The 22473-nt window shown below is 72.3% G+C and carries 5 protein-coding genes and 1 pseudogene; 1 reads left to right on the top strand and 5 read right to left on the bottom strand.

Annotated features, from left to right (window positions below; translation table 11 throughout):
• From ACGFSH_RS33685 to ACGFSH_RS33670, 4 genes and pseudogenes are all read right to left on the bottom strand, one after another.
• A pseudogene (locus tag ACGFSH_RS33685) lies at positions 1-4146 on the bottom strand (type I polyketide synthase); the annotation flags it as partial.
• 28 nt (positions 4147-4174) lie between these two features.
• Positions 4175-15052: an SDR family NAD(P)-dependent oxidoreductase gene (locus tag ACGFSH_RS33680; RefSeq protein WP_393355300.1), complete on the bottom strand. Its 10878-nt coding sequence runs from the start codon at positions 15050-15052 to the stop codon at positions 4175-4177.
• Positions 15053-15074: 22 nt separating this feature from the next.
• Positions 15075-19787: an SDR family NAD(P)-dependent oxidoreductase gene (locus tag ACGFSH_RS33675; RefSeq protein WP_393355297.1), complete on the bottom strand. Its 4713-nt coding sequence runs from the start codon at positions 19785-19787 to the stop codon at positions 15075-15077.
• A 53-nt stretch (positions 19788-19840) separates the two neighbouring features.
• Entirely contained in the window at positions 19841-20698 is an 858-nt protein-coding gene (locus ACGFSH_RS33670) for a sugar phosphate isomerase/epimerase family protein (RefSeq protein ID WP_393355294.1), read from the bottom strand.
• 417 nt (positions 20699-21115) lie between these two features.
• Here ACGFSH_RS33670 and ACGFSH_RS33665 point away from each other — a divergent pair, with 417 nt between their 5' ends.
• Positions 21116-21772 carry an O-methyltransferase gene (locus tag ACGFSH_RS33665; protein WP_393355291.1) on the top strand — a complete coding sequence of 219 codons (657 nt, stop codon included), beginning with the start codon at positions 21116-21118 and terminating at the stop codon, positions 21770-21772.
• Between the two features lie 185 nt (positions 21773-21957).
• Here the strand turns inward: ACGFSH_RS33665 and ACGFSH_RS33660 are convergent, their stop codons facing one another.
• Positions 21958-22467, bottom strand: a complete 510-nt coding sequence (locus ACGFSH_RS33660; RefSeq protein WP_393355288.1) for a DUF3291 domain-containing protein — start codon at positions 22465-22467, stop codon at positions 21958-21960.
• Between the last annotated feature and the right edge of the window lie 6 nt (positions 22468-22473).

The following is a 22473-nucleotide window of genomic DNA, read 5'->3' as shown; positions in this document are numbered from 1 at the left end:
ACACCCCACCAAATGCCGCGCCACCAACGCACCCAACCCACCCGTACCACCCGTCACCAACACCGTCCCCCCACCCCACACCACACCCCGCCCGGGAGTCGCCTTCTCCATGCGCGGTACGAGCCAGGCGCCCGTGCGGTGGGCCAGTTCTGTCTCCCCGGAGGCCACGACGGCCTGCCACGCCTCGGAGTCGAGATCTTCGGGGTTGTCGACGTCCGCCAGGACGAAGCGTCCGGGGTTCTCCGCCTGCGCCGCCCGCACCAGGCCCCACACGGCGCCGGCCGCGGGGTTGTGCGGACCGTCCGGTCCCATGCCGCCGCGGGTGAGCACCACCAGGGTGCCGTCCGCCCGACGCCCGTCGGCGAGCCAGCTCTGTACGGCGTCGAGCGCGGCCTCGGTCGCGGCGGCGGTGATCGCGGGGACGTCGTCTCCGTCACGGGGCGTGCAGTCGCACACCACGATCGGCGCGTCGGCGGCCGCCAGACCGTCCGGGGTGACGGCCTGGACCGGTCCGGAGCCCTCCCGCGTCCCCATCGTGACCGGTTTCCAGACCACCCCGAAGAGCGCGTCGGCGCCCGGGGTGGGGGCGGCGGCCGAGAAGTGGTCGGCCGCCAGCGGCAACGAGGCCACCGAACCGATGGTGGCCACCGGCTGTCCGCTCTCGTCGGCGACGAACACCGCGGAGGCGGGCCGCCCTTCACTGCGCTCGATACGTACCCGCAGGGCCCGTGAGCCGGAGGCGTGCAGTGCGACGTCGGTCCAGGTGAAAGGCAGGAAGGTCTGTCCCTCCGCCTCCTCGTCCCCGGCGATCAGGTCGATGTGCAGGGCGGAGTCGAGCAGTGCCGGGTGCAGACCGTAGCTGTCGGCGTCGGCGGAATCGGGCAGGACGACCTCGGCGAAGACGTCGGTGCCGCGACGCCAGGCGGCGCGGAGGTTCCGGAACGTGGGGCCGTAGCGGTAGCCGCGTTCGGCCAGCCGTTCATAGCCTCCCTCGACCGGAATGGGCTGGGCGCCGGGAGGCGGCCACGCCGCAAGATCGAACGCGGCCGGGACGTCGGCCGTCGACAGCACCGCCTCGGCATGGCAGATCCACTCGCCGCTGTCCCCGCCGTCCCCGCTGTCGCCGGTCCGCGAGTACACGCCCACGGCGCGCCGTCCCGAACCGTCCGCCGCGGCAACGCTCACCTGTATGCGGACGCCTCCCGACGCGGGAACGACGAGCGGGGTCCGCAGCGTCAGCTCCTCCAGGGTGGAGCATCCGACCTCGTCACCCGCCCGGACGGCCAGCTCCACGAAGCCGGTTCCCGGAAAGATGATCGTCCCGTTGATGTCGTGGTCGGCGAGCCACGGCTGAGCCTCGGCCGAAAGCCGTCCGGTGAGGACGACGCCCCCCGTCCCGGCGACCGCGACCGCCGCCCCCAGCAACGGGTGACCGGTCGGTGACTGACCCACCCGCCGTGGATCGGCGCCGGCGAGGTGCGGCTCCTGCCAGAAGCGGCGGTGCTGGAAGGGATACGTGGGCAGATCGAGGTGGCGGACCGGGACGGGCAGGTGCCAGTCCACGGAGACACCGGACACGTAGAGGGCGGCGGCCGCCGTGAGGAGGAGGGTGTGCGCCGTGGGAGCCTGCGGCTTGGGGCGGCGCATCAGAGGGACGAGGGTCAACTCATCCACGTCGTCGAGGGTTTGGCGGGCGAGCGCGGTCAGGACCGCCTCCGGGCCGACCTCCACGAACCGGGTCACACCGAGCGTTCGGACCGTAGCCAAACCGTCGGCGAAACGGACCGCTTCCCGCACATGCCGCACCCAGTGGCCGGGGTCGGTCAGCTCCGCCGACACCACCTGCCCGGTCACGTTCGAGACCACTGCCGTCGTCGCCTCGTCGTAAGTCACGCTCGCGGCGACCTGCGCGAACTCATCCAGCATCGGCTCCATCAGCCGGGAGTGGAAAGCGTGCGACACCGACAACCGGGTCGCCCGCACCCCGGCCTCAGCGGCACGGGCCGTCACCTGCTCCAGTTCCGCGACCGGACCGGACACCACAACGGCCCTCGGTGCGTTGACGGCCGCGATATCCACGGCCAGTCCGGAGATCAGCGACGCTACCTGTTCCGGGCCGGCGGACAGGGCCAGCATGCCCCCGCCGTCCGGCAGGGCCTGCATCAACGACCCCCGCGCCGCCACCAGACGCGCTGCATCGTCCAGCCCGAACACCCCCGCCGCGTACGCAGCCGAGATCTCCCCGACCGAATGGCCCAGCAGCACATCCGGGCTCACACCCCAATGCCGCAGTACTGCCACCAGACCAGCCTGCACAGCGAACAAGCCCGCCTGCGTGAACACCGTCGCATCCACCAGCGACGCATCCTCACCCCACACCACCTCACGAAGCGGCCTCGGCAGATGCCGGTCCAGCGCCTCGCACGCCTCGTCGAAAGCAGCCGCGAACACCGGCTCGGCGCCGTACAGTTCACGGCCCATCCCCAGCCACTGCGACCCCTGCCCCGTGAACAGCCACCCCGTCCGCCCGGCAGACACCCGCCCCGTGACAGCGACTCCGGCACCCTGCGCATCCGATGCGAACGACCCCAGGCCGGCCAACGCCTCCTCGCGGGACGAGGCGAGGACGACGGCCCGGTGTTCCAGCGCGGCGCGTCCGTGCGTCAGCGCCGAGGCGGCCTCGTCCACCTCCACCTCCTCGCGTCCGGACCACCACGTCGCCAGACGGGCGGCGGACGCCGTGAGGGCCTCCGGGGTTCGAGCCGACCAGGTCAGCGCCACCGGCCGTCCGGTCCTCGGAACGGAGACCTCCTCTTCCTCGGGGACCTGTTCGATGATCACGTGGGCGTTGGTGCCGCTGATGCCGAACGACGACACCGCCGCCCGCCGTGGACGATCACCCACGGCAGACCAGGCCCGCGCCTCCGTCAGCAGCTCCACCGCGCCCGCCGACCAGTCCACCTGCGACGACGGAGCGTCCACATGCAGCGTCCGCGGCATCACACCGTGCCGCATCGCCTCCACCAGCTTGATCACACCGGCGACACCCGCCGCCGCCTGCGTATGACCCAGATTCGACTTCAACGACCCGAGATACAGAGGCTCTTGATCCTCCCGCCCCTGCCCGTACGTCGCCAGCAAAGCCTGCGCCTCGATCGGGTCGCCCAACCGGGTCCCGGTGCCGTGCCCCTCCACCAGGTCGACCTGGTCCGCGCCGACACGGGCGTTGGCGAGCGCGGCCCGGATCACCCGCTGCTGCGACGGCCCGTTCGGCGCCGTCAACCCGTTCGACGCACCGTCCTGGTTCACCGCCGAACCCCGCACCACCGCCAGCACCGGGTGCCCCAGCCTGCGCGCGTCCGACAGCTTCTCGACCAGCAGCAGACCGACGCCCTCCGACCAGCCGGTGCCGTCGGCCGCCTCCGCGTACGACTTGCACCGGCCGTCGGCTGCGAGTCCGCGCTGCCGGCTGAACTCGACGAAGGTGTCCGGGGTCGCCATCACCGTCACTCCGCCGACCAGGGCCAGGGAGCACTCCCCCGACCGCAGCGCCTGCACCGCCAGATGCAGGGCCACGAGCGACGACGAGCACGCCGTGTCCACCGTCACCGCCGGCCCCTCCAGGCCGAAGACGTAGGAGATGCGGCCGGAGGCGACGGCGCCGGTCGCGGCGTTGTACGGATAGTCGTGGTACATGACTCCCGCGAAGACACCCGTGCGGCTGCCCTTCAGCGTGCCGGGGTCGATGCCGGCGCGTTCGAACGCCTCCCAGGACGTCTCCAGCAGCAGGCGCTGCTGCGGATCCATGATCTGGGCTTCGTTGGGGCTGATGCTGAAGAACGCCGGATCGAACGACCCCGCGTCGTGGAGGAAGCCGCCCTCGCGGCAGTAGGACTCCCCTTCAGCGCTCGCCTCGGGGGCGGAGCAACCGCCGCCGTCCCAGCCGCGGTCGGTGGGGAACGGCGACACCGCGTCGCGGCCCTCATCGACCAGTCGCCACAGCTCCTCCGGGGACGTGACGCCACCCGGGTAGCGGCAGGCCATCGACACGATGGCGATGGGCTCGCGGCTGTCCGCGGTGACCTGCCGCAGTCGCCCACGCAGCCGCTCGGTCTCCTTGACGGAGGCGCGCAGCGCGGTGACCAGCTTCTCGTCGGTTCCTGTCATGACAGTCTCACGCATCCTCGGCGACGTCGTCGAAGTCGGCGCCTTCGAGCGCCAGGTTGATCAGGGCGTCCGCGTCCAAGGCGTCGACGTCCACGGCGCCGGAACCGGCGCCGTCGGTCGGTGCGCCGGCGGAGGTGGCGGTGGTGTCGGGTCCGGAGCGACCGGCGAGTTGGAGCAGGGTGTCGAGCAGCCCGGCGTCGCGCAGCCGGGCGAGGGGGATGCTCTGCAGGGCGGAGCGCACGTCGTGTTCCGCGGTGTCGTCGGACTGCCCCTCGGGGAAGAGCTGTTCGGCGAGGTGCGCGGCCAGGCTCGCGGTGGCCGGGTAGTCGAAGCTGAGCGTCGCGGGCAGCCGCAGACCGGTTGCCGTGCTGAGCGCGTTACGGAACTCGACGGCCGCCAGCGAGTCGAATCCCATGTCGCTGAACGGGCGTTGCTCGTCGATCGCCTCGGGGCCCGGGTAGCCGAGCAGCGTTGCGGCGTGTCCGCGGACCAGTTCGGAGATGTGTCCGAGCCGCTCGGCAGGAGCGAGGACGCCCAGCCGGTCGCGCAGCGCGGCTCCGCGGTCGGCGGTGGCGGCCTGGCGGCGTCCCGGCGCACGGATCAGGCTGCGCAACAGGTCGGGTACCTCGCCCTCGCCGGACGCGGAGGTGTCGAGCAGCATGGGGACGAGCAGAGGCGCGCCGGATCTGGTGGCCCGTTCGAAGAGTTCGGCGCCCTGCTTCTCGCTGAGTGGCTCGATGCCGGCTCTGCGCAGGCGCTGGAGTTCCGCGTCGCCGAGTTCGCCCGCCATGCCGCCGTCGAGCGACCACAATCCCCAGGCCAGGGACTGGGCGGGCAGCCCGGTGGCGTGACGGTGTGCGGCGAGAGCGTCGAGCAGTGCGTTGGCGGCGGCGTAGTTCCCCTGCCCCGGCGCGCCGAGCACGCCCGCGGCCGAGGAGAAGACGACGAAGGCCGACAGGTCCAGGTCCCGGGTCAGTTCGTGCAGGTGCAACGCGGCGTCGGCCTTCGGCCGGAACACCGTGTCGACGCGCTCGGGCGTCAGCGACGCGAGCACACCGTCGTCGAGCACGCCGGCCGAGTGGACGACCGCGCTGAGCGGGGCGTCCTCGGGTACGCCGGCCAGGACCTCGGCGAGCGCCGCACGGTCGCCGACGTCGCACGCGGCCACCCTGACATCGGCGCCCAGTGCGGTCAGCTCGTCGACGAACTCCGCCATCCCCGGCGCATCCACCCCCCTGCGTCCCACCAGGGTCAGGTTCCGTACGCCTCGTTCGGCGACGAGATGCCGGGAGAAGAGCCGGCCCAGGTTGCCCGTCGCGCCGGTGACGAGCACGGTGCCGGCGCCGAATCCGGCAGCCACCGGGGGTGTCGTGTCCGGTGCGGAGGGCGTCGGAGTGGTCGTGGCGCGCAGCAGCCGAGCGGCGAAGATCTCCCCGTCGCGGAGGGCCAGCTGGGATTCGTCCAAGTCGATCAGCATGTCGAACGGGAGCCCGTCGCCGTTCCGGCCGGTCCTGACGCCGCTGCTGGTGTCGGTACCGGTGTCGGTGTCGGTGTCGGTGTCGGTGTCGGTGTCGGTGTCGGTGTCGACGAGGACGATCCGGCCCGGGTTCTCCGCCTGCGCCGAGCGCACCAGTCCACGGACGGCAGCCCCTGCCAGGTCCGGCACCTCCTCGCCCGCGACGGCGACGGCGCCGCGTGTGAGAACGACGAGCGTCGATTCCGACGTCCGCGGGTCGGCGAGCCAGCCCTGCAAGGCCGCGAGCGCAGCGTGCACAGCCGCGCGGGGCTCCCCGTCGCCGGTGCGCAGCACGACGTGATCCGGCACCTCGCCGGCCGCGGGCAGCTCGGAGAGGTCGACCGTCGGACGTCTCGTCGCCGTCCCAGCGGGCGACGCGAGGCGCCCGCGCGAGACCCACCTCACCTCGTACAGCCCGTCCCCGGCCGGCGCGGCAGCTTCCAGGTATTCGGGTGACAGCTCGCGCAAAGCCAAGGAATCGACGGAGAGCACCGGCAGCCCGGTCGGATCACATGCCTGAAGCCGTACGCCGGTCCCGTCGAGGGTGAGACGGACCCGCAGCTGGGTCGGCCGTACCGCCAGCAGGGCGACCCCGGACCAGGCGAACGGCAGCCGTACGGTCGCCGCTCCGTCGTCGACGTCGTCGTCGCCGCCGCCGCCGCCGCCGCCGAGCAGGGCTACAGCGTGCAGCGCGGCGTCGAGCAGGGCCGGGTGAACCGTGTGTCCGGAGACGTCGATCTCCTCCGGCAGCACGACTTCCGCGTACACGTCGTCGCCGTGCCGCCAGGCCGCGCGCAGCCCTCGGAAGGCGGGGCCATACTGCAACCCGAGATCCTGCAGCTCCGCGTATGCGTCGGACACGTCGATGGACGCGGCACCGGTGGGGGGCCAAGTGTCCAGTGCGGCGGGCGCGAGGGCGGGAGCGGTTGTCCTTGTGAGGGTTCCGGTGGCGTGGGTGGTCCAGGGTGTTTCGGTGTCGTCGGCGGGTCGGGAGTGGATGGCGAGGTCGGCCTGCTCACCGGCGGTCGTGACCTGGACCTGCACATCCCGGTGACCGTGGGCGGGCAGGGTCAGGGGCTGGGCGATGATCAGTTCGCCGACCTCGGTGTAGTCGGTGACCTCGGCGGCGTGCAGTGCCATGTCCAGCAGGGCCGTCCCCGGCACGAGGACGACCCCGGCCACCGCGTGATCGGCCAGCCACGGGTGAGTGCTCACACCGATCCGGCCCGTCAACACCGTCGACACGCCGTCAGCGGTCGTCACCGACGCCGCCAGCAGACCATGACCCGACTCCCGCAGGCCGGCCGCACCCACTCCGACGGACACCTGCCCGGCACCCGACCCGGACACGGGCTCCGACAGCCAATAGCGGCTGCGCTGGAAGGGGTAGGTGGGCAGGTCGAGATGACGGACGGGGGCGGACAGGTGCCAGTCGACGGTTACTCCGGACACGTGCAGCGTGGCGGCTGCCGTGAGGAGGAGGGTTTGCGCCGTGGGAGCCTGCGGCTTCGGGCGGCGCATCAGCGGGGCGAAGGTCAACTCGTCCGCTTCGTCGAGGGTTTGGCGGGCGAGTGCGGTCAGGACCGCCTCCGGGCCCACCTCCACGAACCGGGTCACACCCAGCCCGTGTGCCGTGGCTACACCGTCGGCGAAACGCACCGCCTCCCGCACATGCCGCACCCAATAGCCGGGATCGGTCAACTCCGTCGAGACGACTTGCCCCGTCACGTTCGAAACCACCGCAGTCGTCGGCTCGCGATACGTCACCGTCGCGGCGACCTGGGCGAACTCCTCCAGCATCGGCTCCATCAACCGGGAGTGGAAAGCGTGCGACACGGACAACCGGGTCGCCCGCACCCCCGACTCAGCCGCTCGGGCCGCCACCTGCTCCAGATCCGCGACCGGACCTGACACCACGACGGCCCTCGGTGCGTTGACGGCCGCAATATCCACGGCAATGCCGGAGATCAGTTCCCCAACACGTTCAGGGCCGGCGGCCAGGGCCAGCATGCCCCCACCGCCTGGCAGGGCCTGCATCAACGACCCGCGTGCCGCCACCAGACGGGCCGCATCCTCCAGCCCGAAGACACCAGCCGCGTACGCAGCAGAAATCTCCCCGACCGAATGGCCCAGCAGCACATCCGGACTCACACCCCAATGCCGCAGAACGGCCACCAGACCAGCCTGCACAGCGAACAAGCCCGCCTGCGTGAACACCGTCGCATCCACCAACGACGCGTCCTCACCCCACACCACCTCACGAAGCGGCCTCGGCAGATGCCGGTCCAGCGCCTCGCACGCCTCGTCGAAGGCGGCCGCGAACACCGGCTCGGCCGCGTACAACTCACGCCCCATGCCCAGCCACTGCGAGCCCTGCCCCGTGAACAGCCACCCCGTCCGCCCCGCAGACACCCGCCCGCTGATCGCACCGGTCCCCTCCGAAGCGAACGCGGCCAAACGTGTCAGCGCCTCCTCGCGGTCGGCGGCGACGACCACCGCCCGGTGCTCCAGCAGGGCACGCCCATGCGCCAACCCCGAAGCCACCTCGGCGACTTCGACATCGTCACGCCGGGACCACCACGACGCCAGCCGGGCAGCCGAAGCCGTCAGCGCCTCGGGCGAACGCGCCGAGAGGGCGAGGGCCATAGAGGTCTCACTCGTGACATTGGCGTCTGCCTCGGCCGGCGTCGGCGTCCCCGTCGACGTCGGCGTCGCCTGCTCAATGATCACGTGTGTATTGGTGCCGCTGATGCCGAACGACGACACCGCCGCCCGCCGTGGACGGTCGCCCGTCGCGGGCCAGGGTCGCGCCTCCGTCAGCAGCTCCACCGCCCCCGCCGACCAGTCCACCTGTGACGACGGCACGTCCACGTGCAGCGTCGGCGGCATGACTCCGTGCCGCATCGCCTCCACCAGCTTGATGACGCCCCCGACGCCCGCGGCCGCCTGGGCGTGCCCCAGGTTGGACTTCAACGAGCCCAGATACAACGGTTCCTGGCCGTCCCGTCCCTGCCCGTAGGTCGCCAGCAAGGCCTGCGCCTCGATCGGATCACCCAGCCGGGTCCCGGTGCCGTGCCCCTCGACCAGGTCCACGTCCGCCACGGTCAAGCCCGCGTTGGCGAGCGCGGCCCGGATCACCCGCTGCTGCGACGGCCCGTTCGGCGCCGTCAGGCCGTTGGACGCACCGTCCTGGTTCACCGCCGAACCCCGCACCACCGCCAGCACCGGATGCCCCAGCCTTCGCGCGTCCGACAGCCGCTCCACCAGCAGCAGTCCGACGCCTTCCGACCAGCCGGTCCCGTCGGCCGCGTCCGCGAAGGCCTTGCACCGCCCGTCCGCGGCGAGCCCTCGCTGGCGGCTGAACTCCACGAAGGTCTCCGGCGTCGACATCACCGTGACGCCGCCGACCAGGGCCAGGGAGCACTCACCCGACCGCAGGGCCTGGGCCGCCAGGTGCAGGGCGACTAGCGAGGACGAGCACGCCGTGTCGATCGTCATCGACGGGCCTTCGAAGCCGAAGGCGTACGACACCCGGCCGGATGCGATGGCGCCGGTCACCGTGTTGTGGGGGTAGTCGTGGTACATCATGCCCGTGAAGACGCCGGTGTCGCTGCCCTTCAGCGTGCCCGGGTCGATGCCGGCGCGTTCGAAGACCTCCCAGGAGGTCTCCAGGAGCAGGCGCTGCTGCGGGTCCATGATCAGTGCCTCGTTGGGGCTGATGCCGAAGAAGTCGCCGTCGAAGAGGTCGGCGTCGTGGAGGAAGCCGCCGCTGTCGACGTATGAGGTGTCCGGCGCCGTACGGCTCGGATCCACGAGCCGGGCGATGTCCCAGCCGCGGTCGGTCGGGAACGGGGAGACGGCGTCGCGGCCCTCGGCGACCAGTCGCCACAGGTCCTCAGGGGAGGTGACGCCGCCGGGGTAGCGGCAGGCCATGGACACGATGACGATCGGTTCGTCGTCCTGGGGGGCGGGTGTGCGGCGTACCGGCGTCGCGGCGACGGCGGTCGGGCCCGCGGCCTCCTCCCGGAGGAGCCGTGCCAGCACGGCGGGCTCGGGTTGGTCGAAGACCAGCGTGGCGGGCAGCCGCAGGCCGGTGGCGGTGTTGATGCGGTTGCGCAGTTCCACGCCGGCCAGCGAGTCGAAGCCCATGTCCCGGAAGGCCTTGGTCGCCTCGATGGCGGCCGGGTCCGGATACTCCAGTACGGCCGCGGCCTCGCGCTGGACCAGGGCCAGCAGCGTCTGCTCCCACTCGGCCTCCGGGACGTCCTGGAGCAGGCGGCGCAGGCCGGACGTGTCGCCGGCCCGTGCGCTTCCGGCCCGTCGGCGGCGGACCGGGGCCAGCGTACGGAACATCGCGGGCAGCGACTCCGGGTCACGGCGGAGTTCCGCGAGGTCGAGGCGGATCGGTACGACGAGGGCCGGGGCGCAGTGCAGGGACGCGTCGAGCATGGCGAGCCCCTGCTCCGCGCTGTGGCCGAGGAGCGCACCGGACCCGGCCGCTTCGTCGGTGCCGGCCATGCCGTCGGCCACCGCCCACATGCCCCAGGCGAGGGAGAGGCCGGGCAGCTCTTGAGCGCGCCGGGTCTCGGCGAGCGCGTCGAGGAGGGTGTTCGCCGCCGCGTAGTTGCCCTGGCCGGGGGCGCCGAGCAGGCCTGAGGCGGAGGAGAACATCACGAACGCCGACAGGGGGATGTGGCGGGTGAGTTCATGCAGGTGGAGTGCGGCGTCGGCTTTGGCGGCGAGGACGACGTCCAGTCGCTCCGGTGTCAGTGCGGGGATCGCACCGTCGTCGAGTACGCCGGCGGCGTGGACGACCGCGGTCAGCGGTGCGTCGGCCGGGACCGCCGCAAGGAGGTCCGCGACCGCGTCACGATCCGACAGGTCGCAGGCAGCGGCGGTGACCTCCGCCCCCAACTCCCTCATACCCGCCATTAGTTCGGCCGCCCCCGGGGTGTCCGGGCCGCGACGGCCGACGAGCAGGAGGCGACGTACACCGTGTGCGGTCACCAGATGCCGGGCGACGCGTGCGCCGAGCGCGCCGAGGCCGCCGGTGACCAACGTCGTGCCCTCCCCGGCGAAGACGGGGGGCCTTTCGGCCGGGACGGCCAACGGCGTCAGTCGCGCGGCGAGCAATCGGGAACCGCGCAGAGCGAGTTGGGGCTCAGCGGTCGCCAGTGCCAGGCCCAGGACCCCCACTCCGGTGGCACCGCCGCCTACCTCTTCGTCGCCTCCGACCTCACCGCCGACGACGAGGTCGGGGTCGAGGTCGGGGTCTGCGTCGATCAGGACGAAGCGGTCCGGGTTCTCGGACTGCGCCGAGCGGACCAGCCCCCAGACAGCGGCTCCCGCCAGGTCGGCGACCGGCTCCCCGGCGGCGCGGACAGCCCCCTCGGTGACCACGGCGAGGGTTGCCCCTGCCAGTCGCGGCTCCGAAAGGAAGCGTTGCAGCACGGTGAGGACGTCGGCGGTGCGCGCATGGACCTCCGCTACGACGTCCCGGTCGCGCGCTCGCATCGTCCGCAGCACCACCACCCCGGTAGGCGCGTCCGCCGGGCCGACCTTCTCCCACTCCTGGACGGCGACCGGCTCCAGCGGCGTCGCGACCGGAACCCAGCTCTGCTGGTAGAGCGGCGGCGTCGCGTCGGACCGCCGGTCCAAGCCCGCGAGCGGGCGCAGCGAGAGGGCGTCTGCCGTGGCCACCGCGTGGCCTGCCTGGTCGGCGACGGTCAGCGCGACCTCGTTGACGGCGAGGGGCCGGATCCGCACCCGGAGCGCGCCGGCCCCGCTTCCGTGCAGCTCGAAGCCTGACCAGCTGAAGGGCAGCGCCGCCCCGCCTTCGTTCGCCGAGGAGAGGACGACAGCGTGCAGGGCGGCGTCGAGCACGGCGGGGTGCAGGCCGAACCCGGCCCCGTCCCGCACGTCCGCGAGGGCGACGTCGGCGAAGATCTCGTCATCGAGCCGCCAGGCCCGGCGCAGCCCCTGGAACACGGGACCGTAGCGCAGCCCCGCCTCGGCGAGGTCGGGGTACAGGGCCCCGACGTCGATGGACTGTGCCCCGACGGGCGGCCATTCGACGCCGAGCGCTTCCGCCGCGGCCGAGGTGGACGACACGGCGGCGGACAGCGCTCCCGAGGCGTGCCGCGTCCACTGCCCGGCGGTGTCCGCCCCGGCGGGGCGCGCGTGCACGGCGACCGGGTGCAGACCCTGCTCGTCGGCCGGCCCCACCGTCACCTGGACCTGAACGGCGCCCGTTTCGGGCAGCACCAGCGGTGCGTGCAGGGTCAGTTCCTCGACCCTGCGGCAGCCGACCTGGTCACCCGCCCGCACGGCGAGCTCCAGCATCCCGGTACCGGGGAAGAACACCTCGTCTCCGACGCGATGGTCCGCGAGCCACGGCTGCGTCTCGACGGACAGCCGGCCCGTGAGCAGAGCACCTCCGGTGTCGGCGACGCTCACCGCCGCACCGAGCAAGGGATGCTCGGCGGCGTCGAGTCCGGCCGCGCCGACATCGGTGACCGACACGGTGGGCTCGACCCAGTAGCGGCTGCGTTGGAAGGGGTAGGTGGGCAGGTCGAGGTGACGGGCGAGGGCGGGCAGGTGCCAGTCGACGGATACACCGGACACGTGGAGGACGGCGGCCGCGTTCAGCAAGGTGGCCTGGGCCGAGATGCCTTCCTTCGGTCGGCGCATCAGCGGGACGAAGGTCAACTCGTCCGCACCGTCCAGGGTTTGGCGGGCCATCGCGGTCAGGACCGCCTCCGGGCCCACCTCCACGAACCGGGACACACCCAGCCCACGTGCCGTGGTCAGACCGTCGGCGAAACGGACCGCTTCCCGCACATGCCGCACCCAGTGGCCGGGGTCGGCCAGCTCCGCCGACACCACCTGACCGGTGACGTTCGAGACTACTGCCGTCGTCGGCTCACGGTAAGCCACGCTGGCGGCGACCTGGGCGAACTCCTCCAGCATCGGCTCCATCAACCGGGAGTGGAAAGCGTGCGAGACCGACAACCGTGTCGCCCGGACTCCGTGCTTGTCAGCCCGCTCGGCCACCTGCTCCAGATCCGCGACCGGACCTGACACCACGACGGCCCTCGGCCCGTTGACGGCCGCAATATCCACGGCAAGCCCGAAGGTCAACTCCCCGATGCCTTCGAGGCCGGCGGACAAGGCCAGCATGCCCCCACCGTCCGGCAGGGCCTGCATCAACGACCCCCGCGCCGCCACCAGACGCGCCGCATCCTCCAGCCCGAAGACACCAGCCGCGTACGCAGCCGAAATCTCCCCGACCGAATGGCCCAGCAGCACATCCGGACTCACACCCCAATGCCGCAGAACAGCCACCAGACCAGCCTGCACAGCGAACAAGCCCGCCTGCGTGAACACCGTCGCATCCACCAGCGACGCATCCTCACCCCACACCACCTCACGAAGCGGCCTCGGCAGATGCCGGTCCAGCGCCTCGCACGCCTCGTCGAAAGCAGCCGCGAACACCGGCTCCGCGCCGTACAGTTCACGGCCCATCCCCAGCCACTGCGACCCCTGCCCCGTGAACAACCACCCCGTCCGCCCGGCAGACACCCGACCGGTGAGCGCACCGGCCCCCTCCGAAGCGAACGAGGCCAAACGTGTCAGCGCCTCCTCGCGGTCGGCGGCGACGACCACCGCCCGGTGCTCCAGCAGGGCACGCCCATGCGCCAACCCCGAAGCCACCTCGGCGACTTCGACATCGTCACGCCGGGACCACCACGACACCAGCCGACGAGCGGAAGCCGTCAACGCCTCCGGCGACCGCGCCGACAGGGTCAACGGCAGCGGGCCGTCGCAGCTTGGTGCGCCCACCGTCTCTGCCGTCTCGACCGACTCGGCCGTCTCAGCCGTCTCAGTCGGCTCATCCGGCGCGGCCGCCTGCTCCAGGATCACGTGGGCGTTGGTGCCGCTGATGCCGAACGACGACACCGCCGCCCGCCGTGGACGTTCGCCCTCCGTCGACCAGGCCCGTGCCTCGGCCAGCAGTTGCACCGTCCCCGACGACCAGTCGACCTGTGACGAGGGAGCGTCGACGTGCAGTGTCATCGGCATCACACCGTGCCGCATCGCCTCCACCAGCTTGATCACACCACCGACGCCCGCCGCCGCCTGCGTGTGTCCCAGGTTCGACTTCAACGACCCCAGATACAGCGGCTCCCGGCCCTCCCGCCCCTGCCCGTACGTCGCAAGCAAGGCCTGCGCCTCGATCGGATCGCCCAGCCGGGTCCCGGTGCCGTGCCCCTCGACCAGGTCCACGTCGGCGGGTGACAGACCGGCGTTGGCGAGCGCGGCACGGATCACCCGTTGCTGCGCCGGACCGTTGGGCGCCGTCAGCCCATTGGACGCACCGTCCTGGTTGACCGCCGAACCCCGCACCACCGCCAGCACCGGATGCCCCAGCCTGCGCGCATCCGACAGCTTCTCGACCAGCAGCAGACCGACGCCTTCGCCCCACGCGGTCCCGTCCGCCGCGTCCGCGAACGGCTTGCAGCGGCCGTCGGCCGCGAGGCCGCCCTGTTTGCTGAAACCGACGAAGGCCCCGGCGGTCGACATGATCATGACTCCGCCGGCCAGGGCCATGGAGCACTCACCGGCACGCAGGGCCTGTGCCGCGAGGTGCAGCGCGACCAGCGACGACGAGCACGCGGTGTCCACGGTCACCGTCGGCCCTTCGAAGCCGAAGGTGTAGGCGACGCGCCCGGCGAGCACGGATGCCGCCGTGGACGTCGCCTGGTAGGTCTGCGCGAGTTCGGGTGCGCCTTCGAGCAGGTAGCCGTAGTCCTGGAGGCCTGAGCCGATGAAGGTGCCGACCGGCATGCCCTTCAGCGTGTGGGCGTCGATCCCGGCGAGTTCGAAGGCCTCCCAGGCCGTTTCGAGCACCAGTCGCTGCTGGGGGTCCATCGCGACGGCCTCGCGCGGCGAGATGTCGAAGAAGCCCGGCTCGAACAGTGCGGCGTCGGTGACGAACCCGCCCCGGGTCACCGCGCTCGCCTCCGTCTCGTCGCCCATGCCGTCGGGCCCCGTGCCGTCGGGCTCGGCCGGGCCGTGGGGAACGATCGGGTCCGCGGGGCCGGCGGGATCCGCCCCGGACGCGTGCGGTGCCGCCGAGGTCCGCCAGCCGCGGTCGGCGGGGAAGTCCGACGTCGCGTCGACGCCGTCGCGGACCAGGTGCCACAGGTCGTCGGCCGAGGTCACCGAGCCGGGGTAGCGGCAGCTCATCGCGACGATGGCGATGGGCTCCTGATCCCGGGACTCGGCTTCGGCGAGGCGCTGCCGGGTCCGTGCGAGGTCGGCCGTGACCCGCTTGAGGTAGTCGAGGAGCTTGCCGTCAGAGGACATCGGTTCCGCCGCTTCCTTCGGGTCAGTTGCTCGCGCCGAGACCGAGCTCACTGTCGATGTAGTCGAAGACGTCGTCCGCGCTGGCGGACTCGAGCCGGTCGGTGAGTTCACCGCCGTCGGCGGGCTGGTCGAGCGAGGTGAGCAGTGAGCGCAGCCTCGCGGTCGCCCCGGACGCCTCCAGGCCGGCCGGCGTCATGGACTCGATCGCCCGTTCCAGGCCGGCCAGGTGCTCGCCGAGCAGTGCGGCCGCCTGTTCCGCCGGGTCGGGGCAGAGCCGCGAGAGGATGTGCTCGGCCAGGGTGGCGGGGGTGGCGAAGTCGAAGGCGAGCGTGCTGGGCAGTGCGAGTCCCGTGGCCTTGCCGAGCCCGCCGCGCAGCTCGACCGCCGCGAGCGAGTCGAAGCCGAGGTCGACGAAGGGACGGTCGAGACTGAGCGCCGAAGGGTCCGCGTAGGCGAGGACGGCCGCCACCTGGGCGCGTACGGCGTCCAGGACCGCGTGGAGCTGACCGGCGGGCGGCAGCGAGGCCAGCCTTCGCGTGAGTTCGGTGGTACCGCCCTCTCCCTCGGCCTGGCCGCCGCCGAGCGCGGCGCGCACCTCGGGCAGGGTGTCGAGCAGCGGTCGTGGCCGGGCGAGGGTGAAGGTGGGCGCGAACCTCTCCCAGTCGAAGGCGGCCACCACCTGGTGCGCCGGAGCACCCTCACCGGCGTGGCCGAGCGCCGTCAGGGCGGTCGCCGTCGCCATCGGGGGTGCTCCGATGCGCCGCATGTAGTCCGCCGCCTCGGCGTCGAGCATGCCGGTGTCGAGGGGTCCCCAGGCCATGGCCGTGGCGGGCCTGCCGCGTCGGCGCCGGTCCTGTACGAAGCCGTCCAGGAAGGCGTTGCCGGTGCTGTAGGCGGTCTGGTTGACGCTGCCCCACACCGCCGCGCCGGACGAGAACACGACGAAGGCGTCCAGGGGACGGTCGCCGACCGCCTCGTCGAGCGCCAGCGTGCCGGCCGCCTTGGCCCGGATCACGTCGACGAACTCCTCGGCGGACAGCTCGGTCAGTGGCGCCAACCGCTGCGACTGGCCGGCTGCGTGCACCACGGCGGTGAGCGGCCGGTCGGCGGGAACGCCGTCGACGAGACGTCGCAGACCTCCGGTGTCGGTGGCGTCGCACGCGGCGAGCGTCACCGGAGTACCGGCGGCGGTGAGCTCCTCCGCGAGCGCGGCGGCCTCGGGCGAGGCGCCGCCGCGACGGCCGGCCAGGACGATGTGCTCGGCTCCGTTCGCGGCGAGCCAGCGGGCGACCTCGCCGCCCACGCCTCCGGTCCCTCCGGTCACCAGGACGGTTCCGCGCGGCCGCCAGCTCGCCTTGATCGGATCCGGCGCCGGGGCGTGCCGCAGCCGCCGGCCGTACGGCGTTCCACCCCGCACCGCGACCTGGTCCTCGGTGCCGTCGGCCAGTACGCCGCAGAGCGCGTCGACGTCGGCCTCGCTGAACGCGACGGGCAGGTCGATGATCCCTCCCCATACCTCGGGGTGGTCGAGCGCGGTGCCGACGGCGACGCCCCACAGGGATGCCTGGTCGAGCGCGCCCAGTTCCCCGGGGTCGGCGACGGCGACGGCTCCGGTGGTCAGGAACCACAGCCGCGTGGCGAGCCCGACGTCCACGACGGCCTGCACGGTGGCGACGCTGACGAGCAGACCGTGCGGCGCGGCGGGCGGGTCCCCGGCGCGCCGCTCACCACCGAGCAGGGAGACGATCCCCGCCGGGGCGGGCTCCTCTGCCAGCCTGGCGAGCAGCAGGCCCGCGATGTCCTCACGGTCCGCTTCGGGTACGTCGATGACGGTCAGCCGGGCTCCTCCGCGGGCCAGGCCGCAGAACACACGGCAACCGTCCGCGTCGTCGCTCCCGGCCGGTACGAGCAGCCACCAGTCCCCGGTCAGCTCCGCGGGCCCACGGCCGTCCAGCTCCTCCCAGCCGACCTCGTAGCGCCACTGGTCGAGCAGTTGCCGCGCCCGATCCTCCGGGCCCCGGGTGGCCGTCGGCGCGTCGGGCCAGTAGCGGCTGCGCTGGAAGGGGTAGGTGGGCAGGTCGAGGTGGCGGGCGGGGGCGGGCAGGCGCCAGTCGACGGATGTACCGGACACGTGGAGGGCGGCGGCCGCCGTCAGCAAGGTGGCCCGCGCCGAGGTGCCCTCTTTGGGGCGACGCATCAGCGGGGCGAAGGTCACATCATCGGCTTCGTCGAGGGTCTGGCGGGCCATCGCGGTCAGGACGGCCTCCGGACCGACCTCCATGAACCGCGTCACACCCAACTCCCGCGTCGTGGCCAGGCCGTCCGCGAAACGGACCGACTCGCGCACATGCCGCACCCAGTAGGCCGGGTCGGTCAGCTCCGCCGACACCACCTGACCGGTCACGTTCGAGACCATCGGGACGCTCGGCTCGCTGTAGGTCACCGTCGCGGCGACCTGCGCGAACTCCTCCAGCATCGGATCCATCAACCGGGAGTGGAAAGCGTGCGAGACCGACAACCGCGTCGCCCGCACCCCCGCCGCAGCCGCACGGGCCGCCACCTGCTCCAACTCCCCGACCGCACCGGACACCACGACGGCCCTCGGCCCGTTGACGGCCGCGACGTCCACGGCAGTACCGGAGATCAGCTCGCCGACGCCTTCGACACCTGCGGCCAGCGCGAGCATGCCTCCGCCCTCCGGCAGGGCCTGCATCAACGACCCCCGCGCAGCCACCAGACGCGCCGCGTCCTCCAGCCCGAACACCCCCGCCGTGTACGCGGCAGAGATCTCCCCGACCGAATGGCCCAGCAGCGCATCCGGGCTCAGGCCCCAGTGCCGCAGCACTGCCACCAGCCCCGCCTGCACAGCGAACAAGCCCGCCTGCGTGAAGACCGTCGCATCCACCAGCGCCGCGTCCTCGCCCCACACCACCTCACGGACCGGCGTCGGCAAGTTCGCATCCAAGGCGTCGCACGCCTCATCGAAGGCAGCCGCGAACACCGGTTCGGCGTCGTACAGTTCGCGGCCCATCCCCCGCCACTGCGAGCCCTGCCCGGTGAACAACCACCCCGTCCGCCCGGCAGACACCCGACCGGTGAGCGCACCGGTCCCCTCGGACGCAAACGAGGCCAAACGTGTCAGCGCCTCCTCGCGGTCGGCGGCGACGACCACCGCCCGGTGCTCCAGCAGGGCACGCCCATGCGCCAACGCCGAAGCCACCGCGTCGACTTCGACGTCGTCACGCTCGGTCCACCAGGACGCCAGGCGGGCAGCCGAAGCCGTCAGCGCCTCCGGCGAGCGGGCCGACAGCGCCAGCGCCACCGGGCCGTGACAGACATGGCCGGTCTCGTGTGACGTCAACTGCTCGTCGACGACGGCTTGTTCGATGATGACGTGCGCATTGGTGCCGCTGACCCCGAAGGACGACACCGCCGCCCGCCTCGGGCGGTCCTCTCCTGCAGGCCAGGCTCGCGCTTCCGTCAGCAGTTCGACCGCTCCCGCCGACCAGTCCACCTGTGACGACGGCGCGTCGACGTGCAGCGTCCTCGGCATCACGCCGTGCCGCATCGCCTCCACCAGCTTGATGACGCCGCCGACGCCCGCCGCCGCCTGTGTGTGTCCCAGGTTCGACTTCAACGACCCCAGGTACAGGGGCTCTTGACCCTCCCGTCCCTGTCCGTAGGTGGCGAGCAAGGCCTGTGCCTCGATCGGATCGCCCAGCCGGGTCCCGGTGCCGTGCGCCTCGACCAGGTCCACATCGGTCGCGTTCATGCCCGCGTTGGCGAGCGCGGCCCGGATCACCCGCTGCTGCGCCGGGCCGTTGGGGGCCGTCAGACCGTTGGACGCGCCGTCCTGGTTGACCGCCGAACCCCGCATCACGGCCAGCACCGGATGCCCCAGCCTGCGCGCGTCCGACAGCCGCTCCACCAGCAGCAGCCCCGCGCCTTCACCCCACCCCGTGCCGTCCGCCGCCTCCGCGAAGGCCTTGCACCGACCGTCCGGTGACAGGCCCCGCTGCCGGCTGAACTCCACGAAGGCGTCGGGTGCGGACATGACGTTCACGCCGCCGGCGAGGGCGAGCGTGCACTCGCCCGAGCGGAGCGCCTGGGCCGCCAGGTGCAGGGCCACGAGCGACGACGAGCACGCCGTGTCCACCGTCACCGCCGGGCCCTCCAGGCCGAGGGTGTAGGAGATCCGGCCCGAGACGATGGAGCCCATGTTCGCGTTGCCGGGGTAGTCGTGGTAGACGAGTCCGGCGAATACTGCGGTGCGGCTGCCGCGGGCGAGGGTGGGGTCGATGCCCGCCGACTCGAAGGCCTCCCAGGCGAGTTCGAGGAGGATGCGCTGCTGGACGTCGGACTCGACGGCGTCGCGGGGGCTGAGGGAGAAGAAGTCGGCGTCGAAGTGGTCCGCGTCGTGGAGGAAGCCCCCGGCCCGGGTGTACGTCTTGCCCTCGGCGCCCGGCTCGGGGTCGTACAGGGCGTCGACGTCCCAGCCTCGGTTGGTGGGGAAGGCGGACACGGCGTCCCGGCCCTCGGCGACGAGGCTCCACAACTCCTGCGGGGACGCGACGCCGCCGGGGAACCGGCAGGACATGCCGACGATGGCGACGGGTTCGCGTGCCGCGTCCTTCAGCCTGGTCAACTGCCGCCGCGTGTTCTGCAGTTCCGCGGTCGCCCGCTTCAGGTAGTCACGGAGCCTGTCATCCTGCTGGGGCTGGGATGCTTGGGTCATGGAAGCCGTCCTGACTGAATGACTCGATGCTGGTGAGCGGGCCAGGGTGCCGTTCAGCGCCGGTCGAGCAAGGCGTCGACCGCCTCCACCGTCCGCTTGGCGTTCTCGGCCGGGGAAAGGGTCCGCATCGGTGCGGAGAGAACCTCCACCGACAGGTCGACGTCGGGCCGCTTGCGGTCGATCTCGCCGAGCAGCCGGGGCAGGTCGAAGCTGCCGGCGCCGGGCAGGAGCCGGCCGTCCGCGGAGTCCTCCATGAGGGACACCTGCGGTTCGGCGACGCCGTCGCAGAGTTCGAGTCCGGTGATGTGCCGTCCGTCCAGCCGGTCCAGGGCGGCGAAACCGGTCGGGTCCCGGAAGAAGTGCCAGGCGTCGATCTCCACGCCGCCGTTGGGCCGGTCGGCGTCCAGGACGACCTGTGCCGCGTCCGCGTAGCCGAAGTGCGGGAAGGCCGCGACCGGTTCGAGGGCGATGCGCAGTCCGTGCTCGGCCGCCCGGTCGCAGAGGGTCGCGAACCGCTCGGCGAGCGTCTCCAGCGGGGGCCGGTCGGAGAGTTGCAGGAACACCGCGGACGCCTTGAGGCGGCCGATGCCGAACTCGTCGGCCAGCGCGAACATCGACTCCGCCATCGGGCGGGAGGCGTCGGCGTCGTCCCTGGTGCCCCACCACCAGGTCAGCACCTCGAGTTCGCCGATGTGCAGGCCGTGGCCGTCGAGTACGTCGCGGACCCGGTCGGCGGAGTGGGCGCCGACCAGCTGGGTGAGTTCCTGCGCGTCGAAGCCGATGCCGGTGGAGCCGACGGCGGCCACGGCGGCGGCCCGTTCGGCGAACGGGTGGAGGGCGGGCTGCCCCCAGGCCGCTCCGGTCAGATGGTGGTGGGCGAAGAAGAGACGGCGTTCGCGCAGAAGCGCCACGTGCGAGTCCTGCCGATCATTCCCTCGCTCGTCGGCTCGCTCGTTCGCTCGGTCGTCCGTTCGCTCGTCCACTCGCTCGTCCAATCGTCGGCTGAGGGGCTGTGGCGCCGGTCGGGTCCGGCGCCGGATCGCGGGGCGCGGGGACCTGTCCCGGCCTCGGTCATTCAGCCACCCGGCCGATCGGGGGCGCCAGCGGACCGGACCCCAGATCACGGGAATCGGCCCCCCTAAGAGACCCCGGCCGGGGTCCTGCCGGCTCCTGCGGGGCCCTAGCCTCGTCGCCGAACCCGGTGCTCAGCCGGATGTCCCGACGCTGATGCGATCCAGACGGTTCGGGCCCGGACGGGCTCTTCCCGATTCGATCTCCGCTCGGACTGGCCACGCCGGCCAGCTCCCTCGACGCCCGGAAGGCGTGGCATGACGACACTGCAGAACGAGAAGGTCAGCGCACTGCTCGACCGCCTCTACGAGGACGAGAAGGTCAAGGACGCGGACCCCATCCAGAAGCTGATCGCCGACGGACGGCCGCCGGAGGAGATCGGCCACGAGGCCCTCAACGAGATGTTCGAGGACGCCTACCTGCCGGTGCACCGGGACATCGGCAACCTGATGTACGTGCTGTGCCGCACGCGCAACGTGCGCACGGTGGTGGAGTTCGGCACCTCGTTCGCGGTGTCGACGATCTACCTGGCTGCCGGCGTGAAGGACAACGGCGGCGGCAAGGTGATCGGCACCGAGGTGATGCCGTCCAAGATCGAGGTCGCCCACCGCAACATCGCGGAGGCGGGTCTCACCGAGTACGTCGAGATCCGCGAGGGCGACGCGCTGAAGACGCTGGCGGACCTCGACGGCCCGATCGACCTGCTGCTGCTGGACGCGTGGAAGGACGACAACCTCACCGTCCTGAAGATGCTGGAGCCGGTCCTGGCCCCGAACGCCCTGGTGCTGGGCGACGACGTGAACCTGGCGCGCTGGCTGTGGCAGCCGTACCTGGAGCACGTCAACGGCCCCGAGTACGCCACCGTCGAACTGCCCATCGGTGACGGCCTGGTGCTGTCCACGCGCCTGTCCTGAAGGTCCCGAGCCGGCACGGTCCTGCCACCCGTGCCGCTCGGTCGCCCGTTGACTCCCCGTCGGCACGCCGGTGACGGCGGGGAGTGAACGGCGCCGAGGCTGCCCCTCCTGTCCGGGGACGCCGGCCGATCGCGTCGGGAGGGCGCACGGTCCGGGTCTCGGGGACGTCCTTGACGACGCCGGCGTCAGCGGGCGTCCGCGGACGCGGGCCGCGCGGTCCGGACGTGCTCGGCCGCCTCGGCCGCGGTGTGGGGGGAGGAGAAGGTGAAGGCGCGGGGAGACGGCCCGTGCGCCCGCAGGTCCGCCAGGCGCTCCAACGCCTCGTCGACGGTGGGGAGATGACCGACCGGGACCCACCAGAGCACCAGATGCGCCTCGACGTGCCGCTCGAACCATTCGCGGCGCCGCCGCATCGCCTCCAGATGTCCGCTGCGGTAGGTGAAGTCCCACAGGGCTTCCTGGGTCTGCCACACCGTCAGGTTGACGATCACGTTCTCGCCCGCCGGACGCACGCCGGTGGCGTCGTTCGCGCCCTCTCCCGTGAACCGCCACACGAAGCCGGGCGCCTTGTCGGCCGCGGCGTTGACCGGGTCGAGCATCTCGACGAACGGCGCGGTGCGCGGGTCTTCGAGCGGGTGGCGGAGTGTGGCGACGTTGAGTTGGGCGAGGTGGGCGGCATGCGTGGATGCGGTCATGACGTC

It is taken from the genome of Streptomyces sp. NPDC048481 (assembly GCF_043200075.1).
GTDB lineage: Bacteria > Actinomycetota > Actinomycetes > Streptomycetales > Streptomycetaceae > Streptomyces.
Note: the sequence above shows the minus strand (reverse complement) of the source record. Positions and strands in the feature narration are given on the sequence as shown.

Coding starts and splice junctions, on each gene's coding strand:
- ACGFSH_RS33660 (WP_393355288.1), bottom strand. CDS start 22,467: ATGACCGCATCCACGCATGCCGCCCACCTCGCCCAACTCAACGTCGCC.
- ACGFSH_RS33680 (WP_393355300.1), bottom strand. CDS start 15,052: ATGTCCTCTGACGGCAAGCTCCTCGACTACCTCAAGCGGGTCACGGCC.
- ACGFSH_RS33675 (WP_393355297.1), bottom strand. CDS start 19,787: ATGACCCAAGCATCCCAGCCCCAGCAGGATGACAGGCTCCGTGACTAC.
- ACGFSH_RS33665 (WP_393355291.1), top strand. CDS start 21,116: ATGACGACACTGCAGAACGAGAAGGTCAGCGCACTGCTCGACCGCCTC.